The 24,657-nt window shown below is 71.1% G+C and carries 22 protein-coding genes; 7 read left to right on the top strand and 15 right to left on the bottom strand.

What is annotated here, in order from left to right; genetic code table 11:
* Nucleotides 1-235: 235 nt before the first annotated feature.
* Nucleotides 236-1,333: an amidohydrolase family protein gene (locus tag TNCT6_RS24390; RefSeq protein ID WP_141362151.1), complete on the bottom strand. Its 1,098-nt coding sequence runs from the start codon at nt 1,331-1,333 to the stop codon at nt 236-238.
* Between the two features lie 127 nt (nt 1,334-1,460).
* Between TNCT6_RS24390 and TNCT6_RS24385 the strand changes: the two genes are divergently transcribed.
* The 5 genes from TNCT6_RS24385 (at nt 1,461) to thpD (ending at nt 6,294) form a co-directional block, all read left to right on the top strand.
* The gene (locus TNCT6_RS24385) at nt 1,461-2,564 is read left to right on the top strand and encodes an alanine--glyoxylate aminotransferase family protein (RefSeq protein WP_141362149.1); all 1,104 of its coding nucleotides are present in this window, start codon (nt 1,461-1,463) and stop codon (nt 2,562-2,564) included.
* A 455-nt stretch (nt 2,565-3,019) separates the two neighbouring features.
* Nucleotides 3,020-3,559 (top strand): diaminobutyrate acetyltransferase, encoded by a 540-nt coding sequence (gene ectA, locus TNCT6_RS24380; protein ID WP_141362147.1) that lies wholly within the window; start codon nt 3,020-3,022, stop codon nt 3,557-3,559.
* Between the two features lie 87 nt (nt 3,560-3,646).
* Nucleotides 3,647-4,918 (top strand): diaminobutyrate--2-oxoglutarate transaminase, encoded by a 1,272-nt coding sequence (gene ectB, locus TNCT6_RS24375; RefSeq protein WP_141362145.1) that lies wholly within the window; start codon nt 3,647-3,649, stop codon nt 4,916-4,918.
* A gap of 76 nt (nt 4,919-4,994) precedes the next feature.
* On the top strand, nt 4,995-5,399 hold the full coding sequence (locus tag TNCT6_RS24370; protein ID WP_141362143.1) for an ectoine synthase: 405 nt from the start codon (nt 4,995-4,997) through the stop codon (nt 5,397-5,399).
* Nucleotides 5,400-5,406: 7 nt separating this feature from the next.
* Nucleotides 5,407-6,294 carry an ectoine hydroxylase gene (gene thpD / locus TNCT6_RS24365; RefSeq protein ID WP_141362141.1) on the top strand — a complete coding sequence of 296 codons (888 nt, stop codon included), beginning with the start codon at nt 5,407-5,409 and terminating at the stop codon, nt 6,292-6,294.
* A gap of 234 nt (nt 6,295-6,528) precedes the next feature.
* On the opposite strand, the gene TNCT6_RS24360 is transcribed toward thpD, so the two are convergent.
* From TNCT6_RS24360 to TNCT6_RS24350, 3 genes are all read right to left on the bottom strand, one after another.
* Nucleotides 6,529-7,614, bottom strand: coding sequence for an aminotransferase class V-fold PLP-dependent enzyme (locus TNCT6_RS24360; protein ID WP_172633004.1), 1,086 nt, complete (start codon nt 7,612-7,614; stop codon nt 6,529-6,531).
* A 71-nt stretch (nt 7,615-7,685) separates the two neighbouring features.
* A complete protein-coding gene (locus TNCT6_RS24355) occupies nt 7,686-8,408 on the bottom strand; it encodes a DsbA family oxidoreductase (RefSeq protein WP_141362137.1) in 723 nt (240 codons plus the stop codon).
* 219 nt (nt 8,409-8,627) lie between these two features.
* Nucleotides 8,628-10,154, bottom strand: a complete 1,527-nt coding sequence (locus TNCT6_RS24350) for an aldehyde dehydrogenase (NADP(+)) (RefSeq protein ID WP_141362135.1) — start codon at nt 10,152-10,154, stop codon at nt 8,628-8,630.
* Nucleotides 10,155-10,321: 167 nt separating this feature from the next.
* Here TNCT6_RS24350 and TNCT6_RS24345 point away from each other — a divergent pair, with 167 nt between their 5' ends.
* Both TNCT6_RS24345 and TNCT6_RS24340 read left to right on the top strand, forming a co-directional pair.
* Nucleotides 10,322-11,095 carry an IclR family transcriptional regulator gene (locus TNCT6_RS24345; protein ID WP_141362132.1) on the top strand — a complete coding sequence of 258 codons (774 nt, stop codon included), beginning with the start codon at nt 10,322-10,324 and terminating at the stop codon, nt 11,093-11,095.
* A 3-nt stretch (nt 11,096-11,098) separates the two neighbouring features.
* A complete protein-coding gene (locus tag TNCT6_RS24340) occupies nt 11,099-11,578 on the top strand; it encodes a GNAT family N-acetyltransferase (RefSeq protein ID WP_141362130.1) in 480 nt (159 codons plus the stop codon).
* Between the two features lie 224 nt (nt 11,579-11,802).
* Here TNCT6_RS24340 and TNCT6_RS24330 read toward each other — a convergent pair whose 3' ends face one another.
* From TNCT6_RS24330 to TNCT6_RS24280, 11 genes are all read right to left on the bottom strand, one after another.
* Entirely contained in the window at nt 11,803-12,600 is a 798-nt protein-coding gene (locus tag TNCT6_RS24330; RefSeq protein ID WP_141362128.1) for an HAD family acid phosphatase, read from the bottom strand.
* Between the two features lie 130 nt (nt 12,601-12,730).
* Nucleotides 12,731-13,897 (bottom strand): pectinesterase family protein, encoded by a 1,167-nt coding sequence (locus tag TNCT6_RS24325; protein ID WP_141362126.1) that lies wholly within the window; start codon nt 13,895-13,897, stop codon nt 12,731-12,733.
* 85 nt (nt 13,898-13,982) lie between these two features.
* Nucleotides 13,983-15,302, bottom strand: coding sequence for a polysaccharide lyase family 1 protein (locus TNCT6_RS24320; RefSeq protein WP_141362124.1), 1,320 nt, complete (start codon nt 15,300-15,302; stop codon nt 13,983-13,985).
* A gap of 133 nt (nt 15,303-15,435) precedes the next feature.
* Nucleotides 15,436-16,776: a sugar ABC transporter substrate-binding protein gene (locus TNCT6_RS24315; RefSeq protein ID WP_141362122.1), complete on the bottom strand. Its 1,341-nt coding sequence runs from the start codon at nt 16,774-16,776 to the stop codon at nt 15,436-15,438.
* Between the two features lie 183 nt (nt 16,777-16,959).
* The gene (locus tag TNCT6_RS24310) at nt 16,960-17,799 is read right to left on the bottom strand and encodes a PmoA family protein (RefSeq protein ID WP_141362120.1); all 840 of its coding nucleotides are present in this window, start codon (nt 17,797-17,799) and stop codon (nt 16,960-16,962) included.
* Nucleotides 17,796-18,995: a Gfo/Idh/MocA family protein gene (locus TNCT6_RS24305; RefSeq protein WP_253266209.1), complete on the bottom strand. Its 1,200-nt coding sequence runs from the start codon at nt 18,993-18,995 to the stop codon at nt 17,796-17,798. The genes TNCT6_RS24310 and TNCT6_RS24305 overlap by 4 nt, the downstream gene beginning before the upstream one ends.
* A gap of 8 nt (nt 18,996-19,003) precedes the next feature.
* Entirely contained in the window at nt 19,004-19,888 is an 885-nt protein-coding gene (locus TNCT6_RS24300; RefSeq protein ID WP_141362116.1) for a carbohydrate ABC transporter permease, read from the bottom strand.
* Nucleotides 19,885-20,817: a carbohydrate ABC transporter permease gene (locus TNCT6_RS24295; RefSeq protein ID WP_141362114.1), complete on the bottom strand. Its 933-nt coding sequence runs from the start codon at nt 20,815-20,817 to the stop codon at nt 19,885-19,887. Before TNCT6_RS24295 ends, TNCT6_RS24300 begins: the two co-directional genes overlap by 4 nt.
* Before the next feature lie 136 nt (nt 20,818-20,953).
* The gene (gene araD / locus TNCT6_RS24290; protein ID WP_141362112.1) at nt 20,954-22,693 is read right to left on the bottom strand and encodes an L-arabinonate dehydratase; all 1,740 of its coding nucleotides are present in this window, start codon (nt 22,691-22,693) and stop codon (nt 20,954-20,956) included.
* On the bottom strand, nt 22,690-23,598 hold the full coding sequence (locus TNCT6_RS24285) for a dihydrodipicolinate synthase family protein (RefSeq protein WP_141362110.1): 909 nt from the start codon (nt 23,596-23,598) through the stop codon (nt 22,690-22,692). Before TNCT6_RS24285 ends, araD begins: the two co-directional genes overlap by 4 nt.
* Nucleotides 23,595-24,263, bottom strand: coding sequence for a GntR family transcriptional regulator (locus tag TNCT6_RS24280; protein WP_141362108.1), 669 nt, complete (start codon nt 24,261-24,263; stop codon nt 23,595-23,597). The genes TNCT6_RS24285 and TNCT6_RS24280 overlap by 4 nt, the downstream gene beginning before the upstream one ends.
* Between the last annotated feature and the right edge of the window lie 394 nt (nt 24,264-24,657).

Raw genomic sequence — 24,657 nt, 5'->3', positions numbered from 1 at the left:
CTTTGACAAGTCATGGTCAATAACCTTGATCGACTTGAACATACAGAGACACGACAAGGGGCCTATGCATCGAAAGGGGACAGACTTCGAAACCTGTGAAGATCCTGTGATCAAACCGTGTCCTCGCTTGAGCGAGTCCACGTGTCCTCGCGCGCACGAAAAACCCCATCCGATCACGTCTCCGCAGATCGGATGGGGTTTACAAGTCGGCCGCGAGGGACGGGCCCCTTGACCCTCAGCCGACCACCTTGCCGTTCAGGACCACCCGCCGCGGTGCCGCCAGTACGCGCACGTCCGCGCGCGGGTCCTCGGCGTAGACCACGAGGTCGGCGGGGGCGCCCTCGTCGAGGCCGGGGCGGCCCAGCCAGGTCCGGGCGGCCCAGGTCGTCGCCGAGAGGGCTTCGAGCGGCGGGATGCCGGCCGTGACCAGTTCGGCGACCTCGGCGGCCGCCAGGCCGTGGGGCAGGGAGCCGCCGGCGTCGGTGCCGACGTAGACCGGGATGCCGGCGTCGTAGGCGGCCCGGACCGTGTCGTAGCGGCGTTCGTGCAGCCGGCGCATATGGGCCGACCAGCGCGGGAACCTGGCCTCGCCGCCGTCGGCGAGGCGGGGGAAGGTCGCGATGTTGACGAGGGTCGGGACGATCGCGACGCCGCGTTCGGCGAACAGCGGGATCAGGTCCTCGGTCAAGCCCGTGGCGTGCTCGACGCAGTCGATGCCCGCCTCGACCAGGTCGCGCAGGGAGTCCTCCGCGAAGCAGTGGGCCGTCACGCGCGCGCCCAGGCGGTGGGCCTCCGCTATCGCCGCCTCGGCCGCCTCGCGCGGCCAGCAGGCCGACAGGTCGCCGAGGTCGCGGTCGATCCAGTCGCCGACCAGCTTGACCCAGCCGTCACCGCGCCGGGCCTCCTGGGCGACGTGGGCGACCAGGTCCTCCGGCTCGATCTCCCAGGCGTAGTTGCGGATGTAGCGGCGGGTGCGGGCGATGTGGCGGCCCGCACGGATGATCTTCGGCAGGTCCTCGCGCTCGTCGATCCAGCGGGTGTCCGAGGGCGAGCCCGCGTCCCGGAGGAGGAGGGTGCCGGCCTCGCGGTCGGTGAGAGCCTGCTTCTCCGAGACGTCGTCGGGCACCGGTCCGTGCTCGTCGAGGCCGACGTGGCAGTGCGCGTCGACCAGGCCGGGCAGCACCCAGCCCTCGACGGTCGTCACGTCGGTGGCGCCGGCGGGACGGTCGTAGGAGATCCGGCCGCCGACCACCCACAACTCGTCCCGGACCTGGTCCTCGTCCGGGCCGACGAGCACCCGACCCTTCACGTGCAGCACCGCGCGATCGCTCATGCACCGCACCTTAATGAGCCGGTGCCCGCAACGGACCACCCGGTCCGGGGTCGCCGGGTGAAAGCGGGGCAGACCCGCCGACTACGCTCGACGCGTTCACCCTCGCCCGTACGAAGAGAGCACCGCCGTGACGAACCCGTTCCTGGACCTCGCTCCGCTGAGCGCCGACCGATTCGCCTCGATCGAGGACCGGGTGACGCGGCTGCTGGGCACCGAGCAGGATGTCGTGATCATGCAGGGCGAGGCGCTGCTTCCGCTGGAGGGCGCGATCAGGGGGACCGCCGGTCCCGGCACGACCGCGCTGAACGTGATCACCGGGCCGTACGGGCAGACGTTCGGCAACTGGCTGCGCGACTGCGGCGCGACGGTGTACGACCTGTCGGTGCCGTACCACACTGCGGTCACGGCGGACCAGGTCAGGGAGGCTTTCGCCGAGCACCCGGAGATCGACTTCGTGTCGCTGGTGCACGCGGAGGCCGCGACCGGCAACACGAATCCGGTCGCGGAGATCGGCAAGGCCGTGACGGAGCAGGGCGCCCTGTTCTACCTGGACGCCGTGGCCTCGGTCGGCGCGGAACCGGTGCTGCCGGACGCGTGGGGTGTGGACCTGTGCGTGATCGGGGCGCAGAAGGCGATGGGCGGGCCGGCCGGGGTGTCGGCGGTGTCGGTCAGCGAGCGCGCCTGGGCCCGGATGGCGGCGAACCCGCAGGCGCCGCGCCGCTCCTACCTGTCCCTGCTGGACTGGAAGGAGCGCTGGATCGGCGGCGGCCGCAAGGCGCTGCTGCACGCGCCCGCGCAGTTGGAGATGCTGGCGCTCGAGGCCTGCCTGGAGCGCATCGAGGCGGCCGGCCTGGACGCGGTGATGGACCGCCACGCCCGTGCCGCCGCGGCGACCCGCGCGGGTGCGCCGGCCCTGGGCGGGGGCCTGGAGCCGTACGTGCACAACGCCCTGGAGGCGGCCCCGGTCGCCACCACTCTGCGGGCCCCGTCGGACATCGACGCCTCCGAGCTGGTGGCCCACGCCCTGGCGGCCGACCCCGCCCTCCCGCTGGCCGCGGGCGGCGGCCCGCTCGCCAAGGAGATGATCCGCGTCAACCACTACGGGGCCGACGCGACCCGGGACGTGGTCGAGGCCTCCCTGACGGCCCTGGGCGCCGCCCTGACCGGCCTCGGCGCGACCGTGGACGTCGCGGCCGCGAGGAACGCGGTCGCGGAGGCCTGGCGCCGGTAGGCGCGCGGGCGGCGGGCCGGCCGGCGGCCGGAATGCCGAGGTGTTCGTGAACATGATGGCGACATCATTGCGGACCATGCCCGGCACAACGGCCGGCACAACGGCGGGCCCGCATTCTCCAGAATCGGACGGACGGGGTTGACGGGGTTTCTCCGCGAGATAATTCGGCAATTAAATTCCAGGCAGCTTCCCACATTCTTCTGCCCCGTTTCTTCGGGCCTAAACGCAGAGATTTCATGAGCGCTCGGCGACACAATTCGAAGGCCCCCAGGAGCGTTACGTGACTGTGATGCGGTCCACAGGTGCACCCCTTTTGCCCGATTATTAACGGGCAAACCTGCCCATACCGCCACCCTCTCGCGCGATCAGGCGCCCGCGCGATAACACATGTGCACAGTTCACGTAAGGCTCGAGGGCGATGCATTTTTGAATTCTGCTCGGTAAGTTCATTCCACATGACTGCCGCCCAAGCAGACCTGCATTCCCCCCACACAGAATTGCCCGAGGCGCTCCGCATCGAGCGCCCCTCCCCCGCCGACGGCGCCGCACTCTGGCGACTCGCGAAGGAATCCGGGACGCTCGATGTGAACTCCTCGTACAGCTATCTCCTCTGGTGCCGCGACTTCGCCGCCACGTCCGCGGTGGCGCGCGGCGCCGACGGCGAGCCGGTCGGTTTCGTCACCGGATACGTGCGGCCCGACCGTCCGTACACCCTGCTCGTGTGGCAGGTGGCGGTGGACGCGGGCCACCGCGGCCGGGGCCTGGCCGCCCGGCTGCTGGACGCGCTCACTGCCCGGGTCGCCGCCGAGGTCGGGCTCACCTCCGTGGAGACCACGATCACCCCGGGCAACGCCGCCTCCGAGCGGCTCTTCACCTCCTACGCCGCCCGGCACGGCGCCGCGGTCGAGCGCGAAGTCCTTTTCGGGGCCGAGCAGTTCCCGGACGGACCGCACGACCCGGAGGTCCTCCACCGGATCGGTCCGCTCTCCTTCTGACCGCCCTCCGGCCCCTCCGTCTCTTGGGCCCGGCCACCTCTCTCCCCCCGCCTCCCTCTCACTCCCCACACCGAGGAGCGATTCGTCGTGACCATCACCCAGCCCGACCTGAGCGTCTTCGAGACCCTGGAGTCCGAGGTGCGCAGCTACTGCCGCGGCTGGCCGACCGTCTTCGACCACGCGCGCGGCAGCCGCATGTACGACGAGGACGGCCACGAGTACCTCGACTTCTTCGCGGGCGCTGGCTCGCTCAACTACGGCCACAACAACCCCGTGCTGAAACGGGCGTTGATCGACTACCTGGAGCGCGACGGGGTCACCCACGGGCTCGACATGTCGACCGCCGCCAAGCGCACGTTCCTCCAGACCTTCCAGAACCTGGTCCTGCGCCCGCGTGACCTGCCGTACAAGGTGATGTTCCCGGGCCCGACCGGCACCAACGCCGTGGAGTCGGCGCTGAAGCTGGCCCGCAAGGTCAAGGGGCGCGAGGCGATCGTGTCGTTCACCAACGCTTTCCACGGCATGTCACTGGGCTCCCTGGCCGTCACCGGGAACGCCTTCAAGCGGGCCGGCGCCGGCATCCCGCTCGTGCACGGCACACCCATGCCGTTCGACAACTACTTCGACGGCAAGGTCCCGGACTTCCTGTGGTTCGAGCGGCTCCTGGAGGACCAGGGCTCCGGTCTGAACAAGCCGGCCGCCGTGATCGTCGAGACGGTGCAGGGCGAGGGCGGCATCAACGTCGCCCGGCCCGAGTGGCTGCGCGCGCTCAAGGAGCTGTGCGAGCGGCAGGACATGCTGCTGATCGTCGACGACATCCAGATGGGATGCGGGCGCACCGGGGCCTTCTTCTCCTTCGAGGAGGCCGGCATCGTGCCCGACATCGTCACCGTCTCCAAGTCCATCAGCGGCTACGGCCTGCCGATGTCGCTGTGCCTGTTCCGGCCGGAGCTGGACGTGTGGGAGCCGGGCGAGCACAACGGCACCTTCCGCGGCAACAACCCGGCGTTCGTCACGGCCACGGCCGCCCTGGAGGCCTACTGGACGGACGGCTCGGCGATGGAGAAGCAGACCCGCGCCCGCGGGGAGCTGCTGGAGCAGTGGCTGATCTCGATCACCGAGGAGAACCTCGCGGACGTCAAGGAGTACCGGGGCCGGGGTCTGGTGTGGGGCCTGGAGTTCCACGACCCGCAGCGGGCCGGGCGGATCGCGCGGCGCGCCTTCGACCTCGGGCTGCTGGTCGAGACGTCCGGCCCGCAGGGCGAGGTCGTCAAGCTGCTGCCGGCGCTGACCATCACCCCCGAGGAGCTGGACGAGGGCATGAGCGTCCTCGCCCGCGCGGTCCGCGAGACCGCCTGACCACCGAGCGGCAGAGCACCAGTACAACGCAACACCGGAACACCGGAAACAACGACGCAAGGAGGCGCGTACCACCGTGATCGTCCGTTCGTTCAAGGACATCGAAGGCACCGACCGGCATGTGAAGGCCGCGTCCGGCACCTGGGAGAGCAAGCGCATCGTCCTCGCCAAGGAGAAGGTCGGCTTCTCCGTGCACGAGACGATCCTGTACGCGGGTACGGAGACGTCGATGTGGTACGCGAACCACATCGAGGCCGTCGTCTGCGTCGAGGGCGAGGCCGAGCTGACCGACCGCGAGACCGGGAAGACCTACACGATCACGCCCGGGACCATGTACCTCCTCGACGGACACGAGCGGCACACGCTCCGCGTCAAGGAGGACTTCCGCTGCGTCTGCGTGTTCAACCCGCCCGTCACCGGTCGGGAGGACCACGACGAGAACGGCGTCTACCCCCTGCTCACCGAGCCCGAGGAGGTGTGAACACCCGATGACCGACGTCACCGACCTGTACCCCACCCGCGGCACCACCGAGGTGACCACTCCCCGCCAGGACCCGGTCGTCTGGGGCTCCCCCGACACGCCCGGACCGTTCGACGTCGCCGGCCTCCAGTCGTTCGAGCGCGACGGCTTCCTCGCCGTCGACCAGCTGATCACCGAGGACGAGGTCGCCGTCTACCGGCGGGAGCTGGACCGGCTGGTGGGCGACCCGGCGATCCGGGCCGACGAACGCTCCGTCGTGGAGCCGAAGTCCAAGGAGATCCGCTCGGTCTTCGAGGTGCACCGCATCAGCGAGGTGTTCGCCGGGCTGGTGCGCGACGAGCGCGTCGTCGGGCGGGCCCGGCAGATCCTCGGCTCGGACGTCTACGTCCACCAGTCGCGGATCAACGTCAAGCCGGGCTTCGGGGCCAGCGGCTTCTACTGGCACTCGGACTTCGAGACCTGGCACGCCGAGGACGGCCTGCCGAACATGCGGACGGTGTCCGTCTCGATCGCGCTGACCGAGAACTACGACACCAACGGCGGCCTCATGATCATGCCGGGGTCGCACCGGACGTTCCTCGGCTGTGCGGGGGCCACACCGGAGGACAACTACAAGAAGTCGCTTCAGATGCAGGACGCGGGCACGCCGTCCGACGAGGCGCTGACCGCCCTGGCCGGGCAGTACGGCATCAAGCTGTTCACGGGCAGGGCCGGTTCGGCCACGTGGTTCGACTGCAACTGCATGCACGGCTCCGGCGACAACATCACGCCGTTCCCGCGCAGCAACGTGTTCATCGTCTTCAACAGCGTGGAGAACGCGGCGGTGGATCCGTTCGCGGCGCCGGTACGGCGTCCGGAGTTCATTGGGGCGCGGGACTTCACTCCGGTGCGGTGAGACGAACCGGCCGGGGGTCCGGGGGTCGGCCCCCGGAGAACACAGCATCGGAGCGCGGGACTTCACTCCGGTGCGATGAGACGAACCGGCCGGGCTTCCGGGGGTCGGCCCCCGGAAGACACAGCATCGGAGCGCGGGACTTCACCCCGGTGCGGTGACCCGGGGTGATACGGGTCGGGGCCTCCTCGTGTGGGACGGGAGGCCCCGGCCCGTGTCCGGATCCCGGTGGCGGCCTCAGCCGGCCAGCGCGTCCAGCAGGCGGTCGACGTCGGCGGGCGTGTTGTAGAGGTGGAACGCGGCCCGCAGATTGCCCGCGCGCTGGGAGACCTCGATGCCCTTGGCGCTCAACTCGCCCTGACGGGCGCCGAGTCCGGGCACGGCGACGATCGGGGAGCCCGGCGCCCGGACCGGTTCGTGGCCGAGGGAGCGCAGCCCGGCGCGGAAGCGGTCGGCGAGGGCGAGATCGTGGGCGCGTACGGCGGACACGCCGAGTTCCTCGACGAGTTCGAGTGAGCGGCGGGCACCCGCGTAGCAGAAGAGGGCGGGACTCTCGTCGAACCGCCGTGCGGAGTGGGCGAGTTCCTCGACCGGGCCGTAGCAGCTGTCCCAGGGCCGTTCCCCCGCCACCCAGCCCGCGAACAGCGGGTCGAGGCCGCCGAGGTCGTCGGGGACGACCAGGAAGGCCACGCCCCGGGGGCACAGGAGCCACTTGAAGGCGACGGCGCTGACGTAGTCGTAGGCGTTCGCGTCGAGGTCCAGCCAGCCGGCGGCCTGGGAGGCGTCGACGTACACGCGCGCGCCGTGCTCGCGCGCGGCCGCGCGGATGGCGGGCAGGTCGGCGACGCGGCCGTCGGCCGACTGTGCGGCGCTCACCGCGACCAGGGCCGTGCCGGGCCGTACCGCCTCGGCGATCCGCTCCAGCGGTGCGCTGCGCACCTTCAGGTCCCGGCGGACGTGGAAGGGGTTCACCAGGGAGCTGAAGTCGCCCTCGGCGGTGAGGACTTCGGCGCCCTCGGGCAGTGCGGCGGCGATCAGCCCGGTGTAGACGGCGACGGAGGCGCCGGCCGCGACGCGCCGGTCCGGCACCTTCATCAGCCGGGCGAAGGAGGCGCGGGCGGCCTCGACGTCGGCGAACATGTCGGTCGGCTGCCCGGCGGCGGCCGCCGCCACGGCGGTGCCCAGGGCCTCCACCGTCCGGGCGGGCAGGAGACCGAGGGTCGCGCTGTTCAGATAGGTGGTCTTCGGGGCGAACTCGGCGCGGACGAGGGTCTCGAAGGTTTCCATGGGTCCACTGTGGGGCCCGTCGCGGCCCCCGTCCATCGCGCGTTTCTGCCGAGTGCTCCGAAGGATCCCTTATGAGTCCGCCCCGACCTGCGGTTCGTCCTCGCCGGTCAGCTCCGCGGCACCGCGCATCCGTCCGGGCCGCAGGCGTCCCCGTCCGCGTCGCCGTCCTGGAGGAGGGTCAGCGGCGAGCGTTCGCCCCACGCCTGGGTGAGGGCCTGGGTGAAGACCTCGGCGGGCTGGGCGCCGGAGACGCCGTACTTCCGGTCGAGCACGAAGAACGGCACCCCGGATGCACCGAGTTGCGCGGCCTCCCGCTCGTCGGCGCGGACCTCGGCGGCGTAGGCGTCGGGGTCGGCGAGCACCTTCCGGGCGGTGTCGGCGTCGAGCCCGGCGGCGACGGCCAGCTCCACCAGCCGTTCGGCGCCCTCGGTGAAGACGGACCGCTCCTCGGCGAAGTTCGCCCGGTACAGCGCGTCCAGCAGCTCGCTCTGCCTGCCGTGCTCCTTGGCGAGGTGCAGCAGGCGGTGCATGTCGAAGGTGTTGCCGTGGTCCCGGCCCCGGGTGCGGTACGCGAGCCCCTCGTCGGCGGCCTGCCGTCCCAGGTTCTCCTCGCCGTCGTGCGCCTGTGCCTCGCTCATCCCGTACTTCTTGGTGAGCATGGTGATCACCGGCTGCACGTCGTCCTTGGCCCGCCCCGGATCCAGCTCGAACGACCGGTGCACCACCTCGACCTGTTCCCGGTGCGGGAAGGCCGCGAGTGCCTTCTCGAAGCGTGCCTTCCCGACGTAGCACCAGGGACAGGCGATGTCCGACCAGATCTCGACGCGCATGCTCTCGGCTCTCTCCCGCTCGTACGGAGGCGGAGGTGGACGTCCTCCGCCGGGTCCGTGAACGTTCAATCAGCGGGTTTCATTCCCCGGTCACGGGCCTGGAGGCGCCGCGCCCGCAGGTCGGATCACCGGGCGTCCGCGCACGCTGCCGTCGGTCGTGCGAGGCATGCCGGGGAAGGGAGGGCGCGGAAGCCCGGTGATCCGGTTGGGTGCGGCCGCTCAGCGCTCCAGTTGGCCGTTGAAGCGGCGGGGCAGCCCGAGCGGGTTGTCGTCGCGCAGCTCCGGCGGCAGCAGCGCCTCCGGGGCGTTCTGGTACGCCACCGGGCGCATCCACCGCTCGATCGCCGTACCGCCCACGGAGGTGGACGTCGAGGTCGTCGCGGGGTAGGGGCCGCCGTGGTGCTGGGCGGGGGCCACCGCGACACCGGTCGGCCAGCCGTTGACGAGCACGCGTCCGGCGAGCGGGGTCAGCCGGGCGAGCAGTTCGGCGCCGCGTCCCTGGCCGGCCGCCTCCTCGGTGGACAGGTGCACGGTCGCGCTGAGGTTGCCGGGCAGCCGCGACAGGACGGCCTCGGCCTCGCCCTCGTCCTCGTAGCGGGCCACCACGGTGACCGGTCCGAAGCACTCCTCCAGGAGCAGGTCGTGCTCCCCGTCCTCGGTGAGCTTCCCGGCCGGCACGGTCAGGAAGCCCGCGCTGACCGAGTGCTCGCCGCCCGCGCCCGGGGTGACCGGCGACTCGACGCCGGGCAGTGCGGAGCGCTCGGCGATGCCGGTGAGGAAGTTGTCGCGCATCCGGTGGTCGAGCAGGACGCCCGGGTCGGTGTCGCTGACGGCGTCGGTGAGCGACTTGACCAGGCCGTCGCCGGCGGCTCCGGACGGCACGAGGACCAGTCCGGGCTTCACGCAGAACTGCCCGACCCCCATCGTCATCGACCCGGCCAGCCCGGTCCCGATGTCCTCGGCCCGTTCGGCGGCCGCGGCCTCGGTGACGAGGACCGGGTTGAGCGACCCCAGCTCGCCGTGGAAGGGGATCGGCGCCGGCCGCGCGGCCGCCGCGTCGAACAGGGCCCGGCCGCCGCGTACGGAACCGGTGAAGCCGGCGGCGGCGACGAGCGGGTGTCCGACGAGTTCGACGCCCGCCTCGAAGCCGTGGACGAGACCGATCACGGCCTCGGGGACGCCGTGGTGCGCGGCCGCTCCACGCAGCACCCTGGCGACCAGCTCGGACAGGGCCGGGTGGTCGGGGTGGGCCTTGACGACGACGGGGCAGCCCGCGGCGAGCGCGCTCGCGGTGTCGCCGCCGGCGACCGAGAAGGCGAAGGGGAAGTTGGAGGCGGAGTAGACGGCGACGACTCCGAGCGGCACCTTGTAGCGGCGCAGGTCCGGGATCGGCGGGGCCGCGGTGGCGTCGGGGTGGTTGATGATCACGTCGAGGAAGGCGCCCTCGTCGACGATGTCCGCGAAGGCCCGCAACTGATAGCAGGTCCGGGCCAGTTCGCCGGTCAGCCGGACCGGTCCGAGCGCGGTCTCGGCGTCGCCGGCCTCGACGAGCCGGTCGCGGGCCCCTTCCAGCCGGTCGGCGGCGGAGCGCAGGAAGGCCGCGCGGACGGCACGGTCGGCGAGCGCCCCGCGCGCCTCGTGCGCTGCCCGCACGACGGCGTCCACCTCCTGCGCTGTGGCCTCCACCGCAACCTGTTCCCGCTGCTTCCCGGTACGGGGGTCGACACTCCAGACTGGTGCTGCCACCGCGGATCCCTCCACATGTCTTGCCGCAGTATCCGGCCGGTCCCTACGGTCGGCCGCATTCGGGTTCACCACCAGGGCGTTCGATATACTGAACGCTGTCTCTGATGATGAATACTCTGTCGGAGACTATATCTCCAGCTTCTCGTCGAACGAAGGGGTCCAGGGCGATGTCGGCAGGCGACGCAGGCGGCGGGGCGCAGGTCAAGTCCGCGGTACGGACCGTGGAGTTGCTCGAGTTCTTCGCCGGCCGGCCCGGTATGCACTCGCTGGCCGCGGTCCAGGAGGCCGTCGGCTATCCCAAGTCCAGCCTGTACATGCTGCTCCGCACACTCGTCGAGCTGGGCTGGGTGGAGACCGACGCCACCGGCACGCGCTACGGCATCGGCGTGCGGGCACTGCTCGTCGGCACCTCCTACATCGACGGCGACGAGGTGGTCGCTGCGGCCCGTCCCACGCTGGACCGGCTGTCCGACGACACCACCGAGACGATCCACCTCGCCCGCCTGGACGGCACGAACGTCGTCTACCTGGCCACCCGCCAGTCGCAGCACTATCTGCGCCCCTTCACGCGGGTCGGCCGCCGCCTGCCCGCCCACTCCACCTCGCTGGGCAAGGCGCTGCTGAGCACGTACACGGACGAGCAGGTGCGCAAGATGCTCCCGGAGACGCTGCCCGCGCTGACCGAGCACACCATCACCGACCGCGAGCGGCTCATCGAGGAACTGCATCAGATCCGCGAGCAGGGGTACGCCGTCGACCGCGAGGAGAACACCCTGGGCCTGCGCTGCTTCGGTGTGGCGATCCCGTACCGCACCCCGGCCCGGGACGCGGTCAGCTGCTCGGTCCCGGTGGCGCGCCTGACGCCGGCGCACGAGCAGATGGTGAAGGATGCTCTCTTCGACGCCCGTGACCGACTGACGCTCGCCACCCGGAGGCTGTGACACATGGAGGTCGTCCTCCGCGAGGTCCACGACAGCGATCTGCCGGTGTTCTTCCGGCAGATGAACGACCCGGAGGCGCTGCGGATGGCCGCCTTCACCCCGAAGGACCCGGCCGACCACGACGCCTTCACGGCGGACTGGCGAAGGCTGCGCGCCTCGTCCGTCGTGCTGCGCACCGTCCTGCTGGACGGTGACGTGGTCGGCAGCGCCGCCGTCTACGGGGAGCCGGGCGAACGCGAGGTCACCTACTGGGTGGACCGTGCCTACTGGGGCCGCGGCGTCGCCACGGCCGCGCTGCGCGCCCTGCTGACCGAGGTGCCCGAACGCCCGCTGTACGCGCGGGCGGCGGCGGACAACGCCGGCTCGCTGCGGGTGCTCGCCAAGTGCGGCTTCCTGGAGTCCGCGCGGGCCCGGGGGTTCGCCGAGGCGCGGGGCGAGGAGATCGACGAGGTGGTGCTGTCGCTGCGGGCCGACGCCGGGTGAACGCGCGGGCGTGACGTGCCCCGCCCGGCCTCGTGGAGCGGACGGGGCACGTCATGTGCCCAGCACCCCGACAGGCAACGTCGGCCCCGTCGCGACGCCCGGCACGCACTCTCGCCGCACCGCCCGAAAGCCCAAGTACATCCAGTACGAGGACTTCCGGCCGGCGCACCGAGAGCACGCACCGGACGCCGCTCCTTGACGGGCAGACGTTGCCTGCCGCGGCACTAGCCGACGAAGTACGTCGGGTTCGGCAGCTTGAAGGTGTGCTCGGCGTGACCGCCGTCGAGGTCGGAGTACTGGTCGCCGAAGTTGGCGACGATGTCGTACCCGAGGTCCTCGATGTGCTTGCGGGTGCCGGCCTTGTACTGGACGGTCGTGCAGGTCCAGGCGCCCGGGGTGGCGCAGCCCTTCAGGTAGGACGGCGGGTTGGCCGCGTCCTTGAGGAACATGTGCGCGGCGTCGAGGTTGACGTCGGCGCCGACCTTCTTCAGGTTCTCCACGGCGGCGGAGCGCTGTGCCTCGCTCAGGCCGGAGTTGTAGAAGACCTCGACGCCCTTCTTCGCGGCGTACCGCACGAGTTCGGGGCTGCCGAAGACCGCCGGGCGGTCGGCCTTGTTGACGTAGGCCGCCCAGGTGGCGCTGTTGTAGCCGTAGCTGTTCTTCTTCTCGTAGTCCAGGCTGAGCAGCAGCGTGTCGTCGATGTCGAAGACGACGGCCGGCTTGTTCTTGCCCTTGTGGCCCGCCTTGTCCGCCGCCTTGTCGATCCACTTCTTGGCGTCGGCGTCGACGCGCGCGAGGTCCTTGGCGTACGGGCTGTCCGGGGACGCCTGGTAGACACCGTCGGCGTCGAGCTTGGTGCCGTAGTAGGTGTCGATGTCCTGGGTGAGGAGCCCGATGTTGTAGGGCTCGTGGGTGGAGTTGGCGGTCGACTGACCTGCCGTGGCCGCACCGGCGCCGTAGATCACGGCACCGGTGAGGGCGCAGGTGGCGGCGAGGGCCGCGATACGCAGTGGCTTGTGCATGAGTCGCTTTCTACGCGCGTCACCCTCGGATGCGCGAGACCGTGCGGGGTACCTTTTGCCCGATCGATATCTGGCGTGGCCGACAATTCGCCTGCGCCACCCGCCGTTCACCTCGGCCGGTCACGCGCTGTCAGCGCCCCCGCCACGGCGTCCAGTCGCCGAGGTACGCCTCCCGGTTCGCCGTCCGGGCCTCGGCGCGGGTGAGCTGGGGACGGTCGGCCGGGTCGGCGATCCGCGCGCCGGGGCCGGAGTTGCGGTACTCGGCGAAACGCTGGTCCTGCCAGGGGTGCGTATCCGACATGTTGGCATATGGTGCGACCGCGTCGATGCCCGGGCCGAGCCAGGTGTCGCGGACGGTCAGCATCGGGCGAGCGGTCGTGTCCGAGCTGGGCACCCAGGGACGGGCGAGCTTGTAGCCGCCGTCCGGGGCCCGGCTGGTGACGCGGCCGTGCGTGACCAGGTAGCCGCGCGGATTGGCGGCCGCGGTGGAGGGCGCGAAGACGAAGCCGTACGGTGCCGTCGCCAGGTCGCTGCGGTCCAGCGCGCGGAAGTGGCAGTGCTCGAACACCGCGGTCGCCCGGCCGAAGACGAAGTCGACGTCGCCCTCGATGTGGCAGTGGGCGTAGTACTGGCGGGCGAAGGCGGACAGGGTCCTGGTGTCGGCGTACAGCGTGTCCTGGTGGCCCAGGAAGCGGCAGTGCCAGAACGCCGAGCGGTCGCCCTGCACCTTGACGGCGACGGCCTGGGTGCCGCTGACGCCGGGGTGGTCGGCGCGCAGCCAGTCGTTGGCGAAGGTGATCCGGTGGGCGGTGAAACCGTCCGCCTGGACGGTCGTGGTGGCCGATCCGCTGGTGCCGTAGGTACCGCCGTCGGGTGTGGGCGTGCCGGCCGCGTGGTCGTACACGATCGTCACGTCACGGGCGTCGCCCGTGGCGCCGATCCAGGTCATGTCCGTGCGCGTGGCGTCCACGGAGACGGTCTCCCGGTAGGTACCCGGCGCGAGGACCAGGGTCCAGCCGCCGCCCGCGGCCGCGTTCACCGCGGCCTGCACCTGGGTGAAGTCGCCGCGCCCGTGCGGGTCGACGTAGAGGGTGCGCGGGGTGCGACGGGCGGCCGGTGAACCGTGGCGGCCGAACGGGTGCGGCCGGGCGGCGGCTCCGGCGGGCGGGGCGGCCAGGCCGAGCACGGCGCCGGCGGCGGCTCCGACGAGCAGCAGTCCCCTTCTGGACAGGCCCTTTCCGGGCCGTCCCTTTCCAGGCAGGGGCGGCGGGGACGGGCGGAGGTGGGGCGAGGGCATGCGGGTGCTCCTTCGCGGTGCGGCGGGTCGGCGGCGGTGGCGGGCCGGGGCGGAGGGTGCGCCCCGGCCCGCCGGGAGGTGCACGTCAGCGCAGACGGCCGGCGCCCGCCTGGTGGTCGACGATCCCCGGCAGTGCCTTCGGGTTGTCGATCCGGGTGCGCAGGGCCGGGGTCCAGTCCCCGCCCCGCTGGAGGATCTCGTCGGGGACCTGGGCGTTGTGCACGGCGACCAGGTCGGTGAGCCTGCCGTTGACGTAGTTGTGGGACTCGGTGACCGGTGAGTCCTTCCACTTCTTGAGGATCTGGCCCGCGCCAACCCCGGGCGCGAGTGTGAACGCGTTGTGCTCGGCGACGAGTTGGGACTCCATGCCGATGCCGAGGCTGTAGCCGTAGCCGGCGTTGGCCACGAAGTGGTTGTTGTAGGAGTCGACCTGTCCGAAGCGGACGCGCGGCGCCCGCTCGACGAGGTTGCTGAACAGGTTGTGGTGCAGGGTCACCTTCAGGTGGCCCCGGTCGATCGCGGCGGTGGACGCGCTGTCGCTGTTGCCGATGAGGATGGTCTTGTCGTGGTCCTCGAAGACGTTCCAGGAGACCGTCACGTAGTCGGCGCCCTTGACGATGTCCAGCTCGCCGTCGTGCTGCTCGAAGATCCGGCCGTAGTAGTACGGCAGGGTGCTGTTGGGGTGCTCGCCGTCGGTGAAGGTGTTGTGGTCCATCCAGACATGGGTGGAGCCGGTGATCACCGCGCTGTCGTACTCGGAGTTCCAGTTGCCGTCGGCGGTGTCGGTGGGGTCCCACTGCGGGAAGCAGTCCAGCGGGCTCTCCAGGGTGACGTTGCGGACGATGACGTTGTCCACATTCTTGATCTGGAGGCTGGCGCCCCTGAAGCCCGCGTCCCTGCCGACGCCGACGATGGTGGTGTTGGCGGGGATGTTCGCCTTGATGTACTTGTCCTGGAGCGCGGCGGAGGCGCGGCGCAGGCCCTCGGGGCTGTCGTCGGGCTCGCCGTCCAGGTTCCGGTCGCGGCCCCACGTCTCAGGCGCGTAGGCCTCCAGGTAGGTGCCGAAGTCGTAGCCGGGCACCTCGAAGGCGGAGCAGCTCGGGCCGTCGGCGTCGATCATGCCCTTGACCTTGATGATCTTCGGCGCGCTGCCGCCGGCGGCGAGCGCGGCCTTGAAGCCGTCCCAGGTGGTGACGGCGTAGGTGTGGGCGGCGTCGGCCTTGGCGCCGCCGGTGGTGCCGGCGCCGTAGGAGCCCCAGCCGTCCTTGGCCGCGAGCACCTGACGGGCGGTGTCGGGGGTGTGGGGCCCGGGAGCCGCGGCGGCGGTGCCGGTGACGGCGAGCACCAGGGCGGTGCAGCCCACGGCCGCGGTGATGACACGCTCATGACATTTCTGTGTGCGCACTGTACGGATCCTCTTTCCACGGAGAGCGGGACAGGAAGGGGCGCGGGGAACCGCGCACCCAGCCACGGACGGCCCGCGGCCCGGAACCGGCCTCAAGCCCCCGGACCGTCCGTCTTGGTTTCGTCGGCCGGTGTCAGCCCTGGTTCTGCTTCCACTCGGCCTGCGCCTTGTTCAGCTGGTCGGCCAGCGTGTCCAGGAACTGCTCGGCGCTCATCTTGCCGAGCAGCACCTTCTGGAAGTTCGCCTCGTTGTCGGCCTTGGAGATGGTGTTCCAGTCGGGCAGGTAGTACGGCAGCTGGACGATCTTCGTGTCGGCCCCGTTCAGCGCCTCGGCCGCCAGCTTCGTCGGCTCGGCCTGCTGGATCCAGGCGTCCGCGGCGGCGTCGACGTTGGTGGGCACCTGCCCGGCGGACTCGTTGAACTTGGAGTTCTCCGCGGCCGAGGCGGCGAACTCGATGAACTTCCAGGCGGCCGCCTTGTTCTTGCTCGCCTTGAACAGGCCGATGCCGTCGACCGGGTTGGACACCTGCACCCGGGTGCCGTCGCCCAGCGTGGGGTTCGGGATGCCGCGGAACGTGTCCTTGCCGAGGGCCTTCAGGTGGTCCTGGTACGAGCCCAGGTTGTGGCTCAGCATGCCGATGGTGCCGCTGTCCCACTGGGCGACCATCTTGGTGAAGTCGTTGTTGACGTCGGCGGACGGGGTGTCCTTCTTGTACAGCGCGACGTACTTGTCCAGCGCCGCCACGTTCTTCGGGTCGTTGACGGTCGTCTTGTCGCCGTCCCAGAAGGAGGTGATGCCGGTCTGTCCGTACACCGCGTCCAGGGCCGGCGCGATGGAACCCTCGCCGCCGCGGATGGTGAAGCCGAACTCGTTCTTGCCCTTGTTCGTGAGCTTGCCCGCGGCCTCGTAGAACTTGTCCCAGGTCGTCGGCGCGTCCAGGCCGGCCTTCTTGAACAGGTCGGTGCGGTACCACAGCGTGCCGTTGTTCACCGAGGTCGGCACGTGGTACAGGGTGTCGCCGCCACCCGCCGCCTTGCTGACGCCGAGCACGTTCTCGCTGAGCTTGCCGTTCAGCTCGCTCTTCGCCAGCCTGCCGTCCAGCGGCTCCAGCGCCCCCTGGGCGGCGATCTCGGCGAGCATCGCGGTGCCCACGCCGCCGACGTCCGGCAGACCGCCGCCCTGGATGGCGGTGTCGTACTTGGACTGGGCGCTCGCGGCCGGGATTCCGACGTAGTTGACCTTGATGTCCGGGTACTTCTTCTCGAAGTCCGCGATGATCTGCTTCCAGACGTCGGTCCGCACACCGCCGTTGTTGTCCCAGAAGGTGATCTCGCCCTTGCCCGAGCCCTCGGAACCCTTGCTCTTCCCGGAGCCGCTGCCGTCGTCACCGCACGCGGTGGCGGTCAGCGCGAGCGCGGAACCCAGGACGACGGCCACGGCGGCGCGCCTGCTTCTACGAATGTTGATCTTCATTGATCGGCTCTCTTCTTCTGGATCCAACTCGGAGGTGGAGCTTGGGGCTTGAGGTCGGGGACTCGGGGACACTTTCCGGTAAGCGCTTGCTGGAGGGGTGTGCCACGGCGGCTCCCGGCCGAGGCGACGACGGAGCGGGTTACTGCACGGTGGGGGCGGGAGGGTTCCCGACGAGCGGTTTCCTCATGACAGGGCCGCCTCGCGGGCCAGTTCCCCGGCCTCGTCCCGGCCGAGCCGGCCGTCGGCGACGACGGTGACGATCCGACGCAGGACGGTCTCGCCCGGCTCGATCGCGAGCCGCCGCTCGGCCGCCAGCGACGAGCCCACGCCCGGGTACTCCGCGGCCCGCACGAACCAGGCGTCCCGGCGGGTGGCGTCGGTGGCCCCGGCGAACACCAGCGTCCAGGTGCCGCCGACGAGCGCCAGCCAGTCGGCGCGGGTGCCGTGGGCCTCCGCCTCGCCGTCCCGGTCGGCGGTGAGGACGAGCGGGGGCCGCTCCTCCTTGCGGGCCCGCCAGAAGAAGCCGCCGTACGCCGCGCCGGGGCGACCGTTGGTGGCGGGGCTGCCGATCGACAGCGCCCGAGGGGTGACGTTGGTGAGGGCGAAGGTGAAGTCCAGGGCCCAGGCGGTGGCGTTGAGTCCGGTGGCCGCGACGGTACGGCGCTCGCGCAGCAGTTCACTGCCCGCCGCCACCCAGCGCAGCTCCTCCTCGAACCGGTCGGCCTCGCGCAGGGGGAAGCCGGTGTGCCGCTGGGCGCCGTGGTTGTCCAGCTCGGTCGGGCCCCGGTCGCGTACGAAGGTGCGCCCGCCCCAGAAGTTGTGCCCCTCGACGTCGGGAACGGCGACACCGACGCCGAGGTGATGGAGGTGATCGGCGGGGCCGAGCTCGGTGACCGCGGTGCCGGCCAGGGTGGTGACGGGGTGCAGATAGGGGCGCGGGGAGCGCCGGTCGGGCAGTTCGGGCCGGGTGACGTAGCGGGCGACCGGGCGGCCCGCCACGCGCAGGACCGGGGAGTCCGTCATCCGACGGTCACCTCCTTCGGCGACGCCCAGTCGACGTCCAGCTCGGAGTACAGGGAGAGGCTGTCGGCGACGGCCGCGACGAGTCCGTCGACACCGGGGACGATCCGGCGGTCCTCGTCGGCCAGGCGCCGCCAGAGGCCGGCCGGCAGCGCGCCGGGGTCGGGGGCCGTGCGGATCGCCTCGACGACCCGCATGAAGGCGCCCGTGGACGCGGGCGGAACCAGCAGTCCGGCCCCGGTGGTCAGATGGCCGACCAGGTTCTCCAGCAGGTCGGTGCGGCCGTACTCGAACTCCTCCGGGCCGTGGCCGGCCCGCTGGAGCAGCACCCGGTCCTGCTTGTACCAGAAGGTGATCCGGCCGCTGCTGCCGTGCACCATGACGTACGGGTCGCCGGGGCGCTCGGCGCACAGGGTCGCCGCGACGGCGGCCGGGCCGTGCGGGGTCGTGACGCGGACGCAGCTGGTGTCGTCGGCCTCGATGGCGTTGGCCCGCCACAGCTCGGTCTCGATGCCGGTGACGTCCTCGGCGCGGGTGGCGCCGAGCAGGGCGAGCGCGGTGGACACGGCGTGCGCGAGGGGGTTGGTGAGCACCCCGTCGACCACGTCGGCGCCGTTCAGACGGCGCCTGCCCGCCCAGGGCGCCCGTCGGTAGTAGGCCTCGTCGCGTGCCCAGGCGCCCGCCGCGCCGACCCCGGTGACCGTCCCGATCATGCCCTTCGCGACCAGCTCCCGGATCGCGGGCATCGCGTGCGAGCCCAGTGCCTGGAAGCCGATCTGGCAGGCGACACCGGCCTCGGCGACCCCGTCGGCCATCCGGCGGTACTCCGCGTACGAGGGGGCGGGCGGCTTCTCCAGCAGGAGGTGGACGCCCCGCGCGGCGGCGGTGAGCGCCAGGTCGGTGTGGGTCGGGATGGGCGTGCAGACCACCGCGATCCGCGCGCCGGTGGCGTCCAGCAGGGCGCCGAAGTCGGCGGACTGCGCCGGTGTGCCGAGACCGCCGGGGATCTCGTCCTCGGCCAGCGGGGTCAGCTCGCAGATGCCCACAAGCCGTACAAGGCCCTTGTTCTGGAGCCGGCGGATGTTGTCCAGGTGCCAGCGGCCGTGACCGCGGGCACCGGCGAGCACGACCGGCAGCGGCGTGGTGGCGTCCGTCGAAGCGGAGGTCACCGTCGATGCGGAGATCGCCGTCGATGGCATGGTGGCCGTCATCCCTTCACCGCCCCCGCGCTGAAGCCGGTGATCAGCCACTTCTGGATGAAGGCGAACACGATCACCACGGGTACGGCGGCGACGATGCCGCCCGCGGCCAGCGCACCCAGGTCCACGCTGTCCGCGCTCATCAGGGTGTTGAGGCCGACCGGGATGGTCTGCTTGCTCTGGTCGGAGAGGAACATCAGCGCGAACAGGAAGTGGTTCCAGGCGTGCACGAAGGCGAAGGAGCCGACGGCGATCAGCCCGGGCCGCAGCAGCGGCAGGACGACGATCCGGAAGGCGGAGAAGCGGTTGCAGCCGTCCACCCAGGCGGCCTCCTCCAGGGACGGGGGCACGTTCTTGATGAAGCCGCTGATCAGGATCATCGACAGCGGCAGCTGGAAGACGGTCTCGGCGACGACGACGCTGCCCAGCGAGTTGATCATCGACAGCTTGGCGAAGATCTGGAAGAGCGGGACCAGCAGCAGCGCGCCGGGCACGAACTGCGAGCAGAGCAGGGCGAGCATGAAACCGCGCTTGAGCCGGAAGTCGAACCGCGCGAGCGCGTAACCGCCGGCCAGGGCGACGACCGTGGTGAGGACCAGGGTCGCGACACCGACGAGCACGCTGTTCTGGAAGTAGAGGCCGAAGCTCCGCTCGGTCCACACCTTCTCGAAGTGCTCGAAGGTCATCGGCCAGGGCACGAGCGAGGTGGAGCCGGCCGGGCGCAGCGCGAACAGCAGGATCCAGTAGAAGGGGATCAGGGTGAAGAGCAGATACACGGACAGCGGCAGATAGATGTGCCAGCGCGGGACCTCGTCCCAGGCGCGGCGCCTGCCGCGGGGCCGGGCCGGCTCGGACACCGCGCGCTCGGGCGCGGGTGCGATCTCGGTGATCACTTCTCACCTCCGAACTTGCTCAGCCGCAGATAGACGATCGAGCAGAAGAGCAGGATGACGAACGCCACCGTGGTCAGGGCGGAGGCGTAACCGAAGTTGTGGGCGTCGACGCTGGTGTTGGCGATGTAGAGCGGCAGGGTGGTCGTCTCGCCGGCCGGTCCGCCGCCCGTGAGGGTGTAGAGCAGGTCGACGTTGTTGAACTCCCACACCGCGCGCAGCAGCGTGGACAGGACGATGGCGTCCTTCAGATGGGGCAGGGTGATGTGCCAGAACTGCTGGAGCCGGCTCGCCCCGTCGACCTCGGCGGCCTCGTACAGGTCGTGCGAGACGGACTGGAGGTCGGCGAGGATGAGGATGGCGAAGAAGGGCACCCCGCGCCACAGGTCGGCGACCACCGCTGCCGGGAACACGGTGGAGGTGTCCGACAGCCAGCTGGTGCCGTAGGAGCCGATGCCCATGTCGGCGAGGTAACGGGTGATGCCGGTCTGGGAGTTGTAGAGCAGCACCCAGATCGCGGAGGTGAGCACGCCGGAGACGGCCCACGGGGAGAACACCAGGGCCCGGCCGAGCGCGCGGCCCACGAAGGTCTGGTTGACGATCAGGGCGAGGGCGAGTCCGAAGAGCAGTTGCAGCCCGACCTCGACGACCACCCACTTGGCGCTGAAGATCAGCGTGTCCCAGAACTGGGGGTCCTGGGTGAAGGCGTGGACGAAGTTGTCGAAGCCCGCGTATCCGTTCCGCCACGGCTTGGTGGGGTTGTAGTTCTGCAGGCTGTAGTAGAAGACGCTGAGCACCGGGTAGGCGATGAAGCCCAGCATGAGCAGGGCGGCCGGGGCGATCAGCAGGTACGGAAGCCTGCGCGGCGTGGCGGAGGCACGGCGCCGCCGGGGTGGCGCGGGCGGTTTCGCCACGGCTGCGGCTTGGGCCATGACTGTTCTCCTCGCAGTGGGGCAGTGCGGCGGTCCATAGGAAGCGCTTGCTACGTACACGTGGGTGAAGCGCTTCGGCGGAGAGGGCGGGTGGGGTGGTTGGTTCCGGGGGGTGCCCGGTTCCGGTCGGGGTCGGCTATCCGGCGTACGGGTCCGGCACCTTCCCGGGCCGGGCCAGGAACTCGAAGTCGCAGCCGGTGTCGGCCTGGGTGATCTGTTCGGAGTACAGGGCGCCGTAGCCGCGCTCGTAACGCGCGGGCGGCGGCGTCCACTCGGCCCTGCGGCGCTCCAACTCCTCATCGTCCACGTGGAGTCGGAGAGTGCGGGCCTCGACGTCGAGGGTGATCGGGTCGCCCGTGCGCACCAGTGCCAGCGGTCCGCCGACATGGCTCTCGGGGGCGACGTGCAGCACGCAGGCGCCGTAACTCGTGCCGCTCATGCGGGCGTCGGAGATCCGGACCATGTCCCGCACGCCCTGCTTGAGCAGGTGATCGGGGATGGGCAGCATGCCGTACTCGGGCATTCCGGGTCCGCCCTTGGGGCCGGAGCCGCGCAGCACGAGCACGCTGTCGGCGGTGATGCCGAGCGAGGGATCGTTGATGGTGCGCTGCATGGTCCGGTAGTCGTCGAAGACGACGGCGGGCCCGGTGTGCTTGAGCAGGTGCGACTCGGCGGCGATGTGCTTGATGACGGCGCCGTCCGGGCAGAGGTTGCCGCGCAGCACCGCCACTCCGCCCTCGTCCGCGACCGGGTTGCCGCGGGGCCGGATCACGTCGTCGTCGTGCACCTGCGCGTCGGCGATCTGCTCGCGCAGGGTGTCGTACGACACCGTCGGCCGGTCCAGGTGGAGCAGGTCCGGGATGCGGGAGAGGAAGCCGGGCAGGCCGCCGGCGAAGTGGAAGTCCTCCATGAGGTACTTCTGTCCGCCGGGGCGGACGTTGGCGAGGACCGGGACGGTGCGGGCGACGCGGTCGAAGTCGTCGAGGGTGAGCCGGACGCCCGCGCGGCCCGCCATGGCGATCAGATGGATCACGGCGTTGGTGGAGCCGCCGAGCCCGAGGACGGTGGTGACCGCGTCCTCGAACGCCTCGCGGGTCAGGATCTCGCTCACCTTGCGGTCCTTGCGGACCAGTTCGACGATGGTCATGCCCGCCCTGGCCGCCATCCGGTCGTGCCCGGAGTCCACCGCCGGGATGCTGGAGGCGCCGGGGACGGTCACGCCGAGGGCCTCGGCGGCCGCGGTCAGCGTGGAGGCCGTGCCCATGGTCATGCAGTGGCCGGGCGAGCGGGCCAGGCCGCTCTCCAGCTCGGCCATCTCGCAGTCGCCGATCAGGCCGGCCCGCTTGTCGTCCCAGTACTTCCACATGTCGGTGCCGGAGCCGAGGACCTCACCCCGCCAGTGACCGGGCAGCATGGGTCCGGCGGGCACGAACACGGTGGGCAGGTCGACGCTCGCGGCGCCCATCAGGAGGGCGGGGGTGGACTTGTCGCAGCCGCCCATCAGGACGGCGCCGTCGACCGGGTAGGAGCGCAGCAGTTCCTCGGTCTCCATGGCGAGCATGTTGCGGTAGAGCATCGGGGTCGGCTTCTGGAAGGTCTCGCTGAGCGTGGAGACCGGGAACTCCAGCGGGAAGCCGCCCGCCTGCCACACCCCGCGCTTGACCGCCTGGGCGCGGTCCCGCAGGTGGACGTGGCAGGGGTTGATGTCGGACCAGGTGTTGAGGATCGCGACGACCGGCTTGCCCAGGTGCTCCTCGGGCAGGTAGCCGAGCTGGCGGGTGCGGGCGCGGTGGCTGAAGGAGCGCAGGCCGTCGGTGCCGTACCACTGGTGACTGCGCAGGTCCTCCGGGCGCCTGTCGCCCGGCCGGGCACTCATATCGACCACCCGGCGGCGATGGCGGCGACCTCGGCGCGTTCGCTCTCCGGCAGCGGCTTGCTCGGCGGGCGCACGTCCCGGCGGCACAGGCCGAGCGCGGCGAGGGCCTCCTTGACGACGGTGACGTTGTTCGCCGACCCGTTGGCCGCGCGCAGTTCCTCGAAGCGGCGGATCCGCTCCCAGACCTTCATCGCGGCCGGGTAGTCGCCGGCCCTGAGCGCCTGGAGCATGCTGACGGAGACGGCCGGGGCGACGTTGACCAGGCCGGAGGTGAAGCCGGTGGCGCCGGCGGAGAAGTAGGAGGGGGCGTAGGGCTCGGCGAGGCCGGCGACCCACACGAACCTGTCCAGGCCCGCGTCCCGGGCGAAGGCGCCGAAGCGGGTGGCGTCCGGTACGGCGTACTTGACGCCGATGACGTTCGGGCAGGCGTCGGCGAGTTCGGCCAGGCGGGTGCCGGGCAGTTGGGCGTTGCGGATGTAGGGGACGACGCCCAGCTCGGGCACGGCCTCGGCGATCGCGCGGTGGTAGTCGACCCAGCCACCCTGGGAGACGTAGGGGTGCACGGGCTGGTGGACCATGACCATCTGCGCGCCCAACTCGTGGGCCTGCCGGGCGGAGGCGACCGCGGTGGGCACGTCGTGGCCGACGCCGACCAGGATGTCCGCCCGGCCCCCGGCCTCCTCGACGGTCATCTCGGTGACCTGCTGCCGCTCCTCGGGGGTGAGGGCGTAGAACTCCCCGGTGTTGCCGTTGGGCGTGAGGGTCGTGATGCCGCCGTCGAGCAGACGACGCAGCAGGGCCCGATAGGTGGCGCTGTCGACGCCGCCGTCCTCGGTGAACGGGGTCACCGGGATCGCCACCACGTCGGCCAGGGCCGCCCGCTGGGTCTCGAACGCCGTTGTCATGCCTGACCGTCCTCTCCCTGGGCCTTCGACTCCGCGGAGGGGAAGGCCCGTTGCACGAACGACGCGATGTGGGCGTGGAGGGCGCGGGCCGCGCCGTCGGCGTCGCCCTCCAGGGCGAGCCGCAGGATCTCCCGGTGCTCGGTGGCCTCCCGGTCCCAGGAGGGATCGGCGGACCAGGCGACGGCGGAGACGAGGGCGGCCTGGTCGCGGACCTCGTCGAGCATCCGGCCGAGCAGCGGGTTGCCGCAGGGCAGGTAGAGGGCGCGGTGGAACTCGCGGTTGGCGAGGGAGCGTTCGGCGGTGTCGGCGGCCTCGGCGGCCTGCTTCAGCGCGTCGCGGGCGGCGTCCAGGGAGGCGCCGCGGCGCACCGAGCGCCTCAGCGCCTCCGGCTCAAGCAGCAGCCGCACGTCGTAGACCTCGCGTGCCATGTCCGCGTCCACTTCGCGCACCGTGACGCCCTTGTACTGGCTCATCACGACCAGTCCGGTGCCGGCCAGGGTCTTCAGCGCCTCACGCACCGGGGTCTTGGACACCCCGAACTGAGCGGCGAGTTCGGTCTCGACCAGGGCCTGACCAGGCGTCAGCCGCCCGGTGAGGATGCGGTGTTTGATCGCCTCCAGCACGACCTGCGTGCGGGAGGGGATCGGCGTGGGCACAGAGGTCATGCGCGCCTCTCGGATCTCGTCGATCACATCACGGCTCGGATCGCGAGTTCTGATCTCGCGTATCGCGTCTCATATATGACGTACGAAGTACGACGCGATGAAGGTAAGAGGGGCCCGGGGTTTCGTCAATGCCTCCGGCACAGGAATTTCGCGCCGGGGAACGACAGGTGCGGTGCGGGCGAATTCGGCGGCGGGTGGGGGGTGGTGAGGCGCGTCGGGCGTTCGCCTTCGCGATGAGGTTCGGTGGGGGCGTCGACGGCCGGCGGTCGACCGCGGACCGCTGAGGACCGTGCGCGCAGTCCGTGGTCCTGCCTCCGGGCAGTGGGTGACGACGCACGTGACAGGGCTGTCTCGCGCGGCGATCGGGCGCCGGGCGACATGAAGAAGCCCCGCG

The organism is Streptomyces sp. 6-11-2, from assembly GCF_006540305.1.
Taxonomy (GTDB): domain Bacteria; phylum Actinomycetota; class Actinomycetes; order Streptomycetales; family Streptomycetaceae; genus Streptomyces.
Note: the sequence above shows the minus strand (reverse complement) of the source record. Positions and strands in the feature narration are given on the sequence as shown.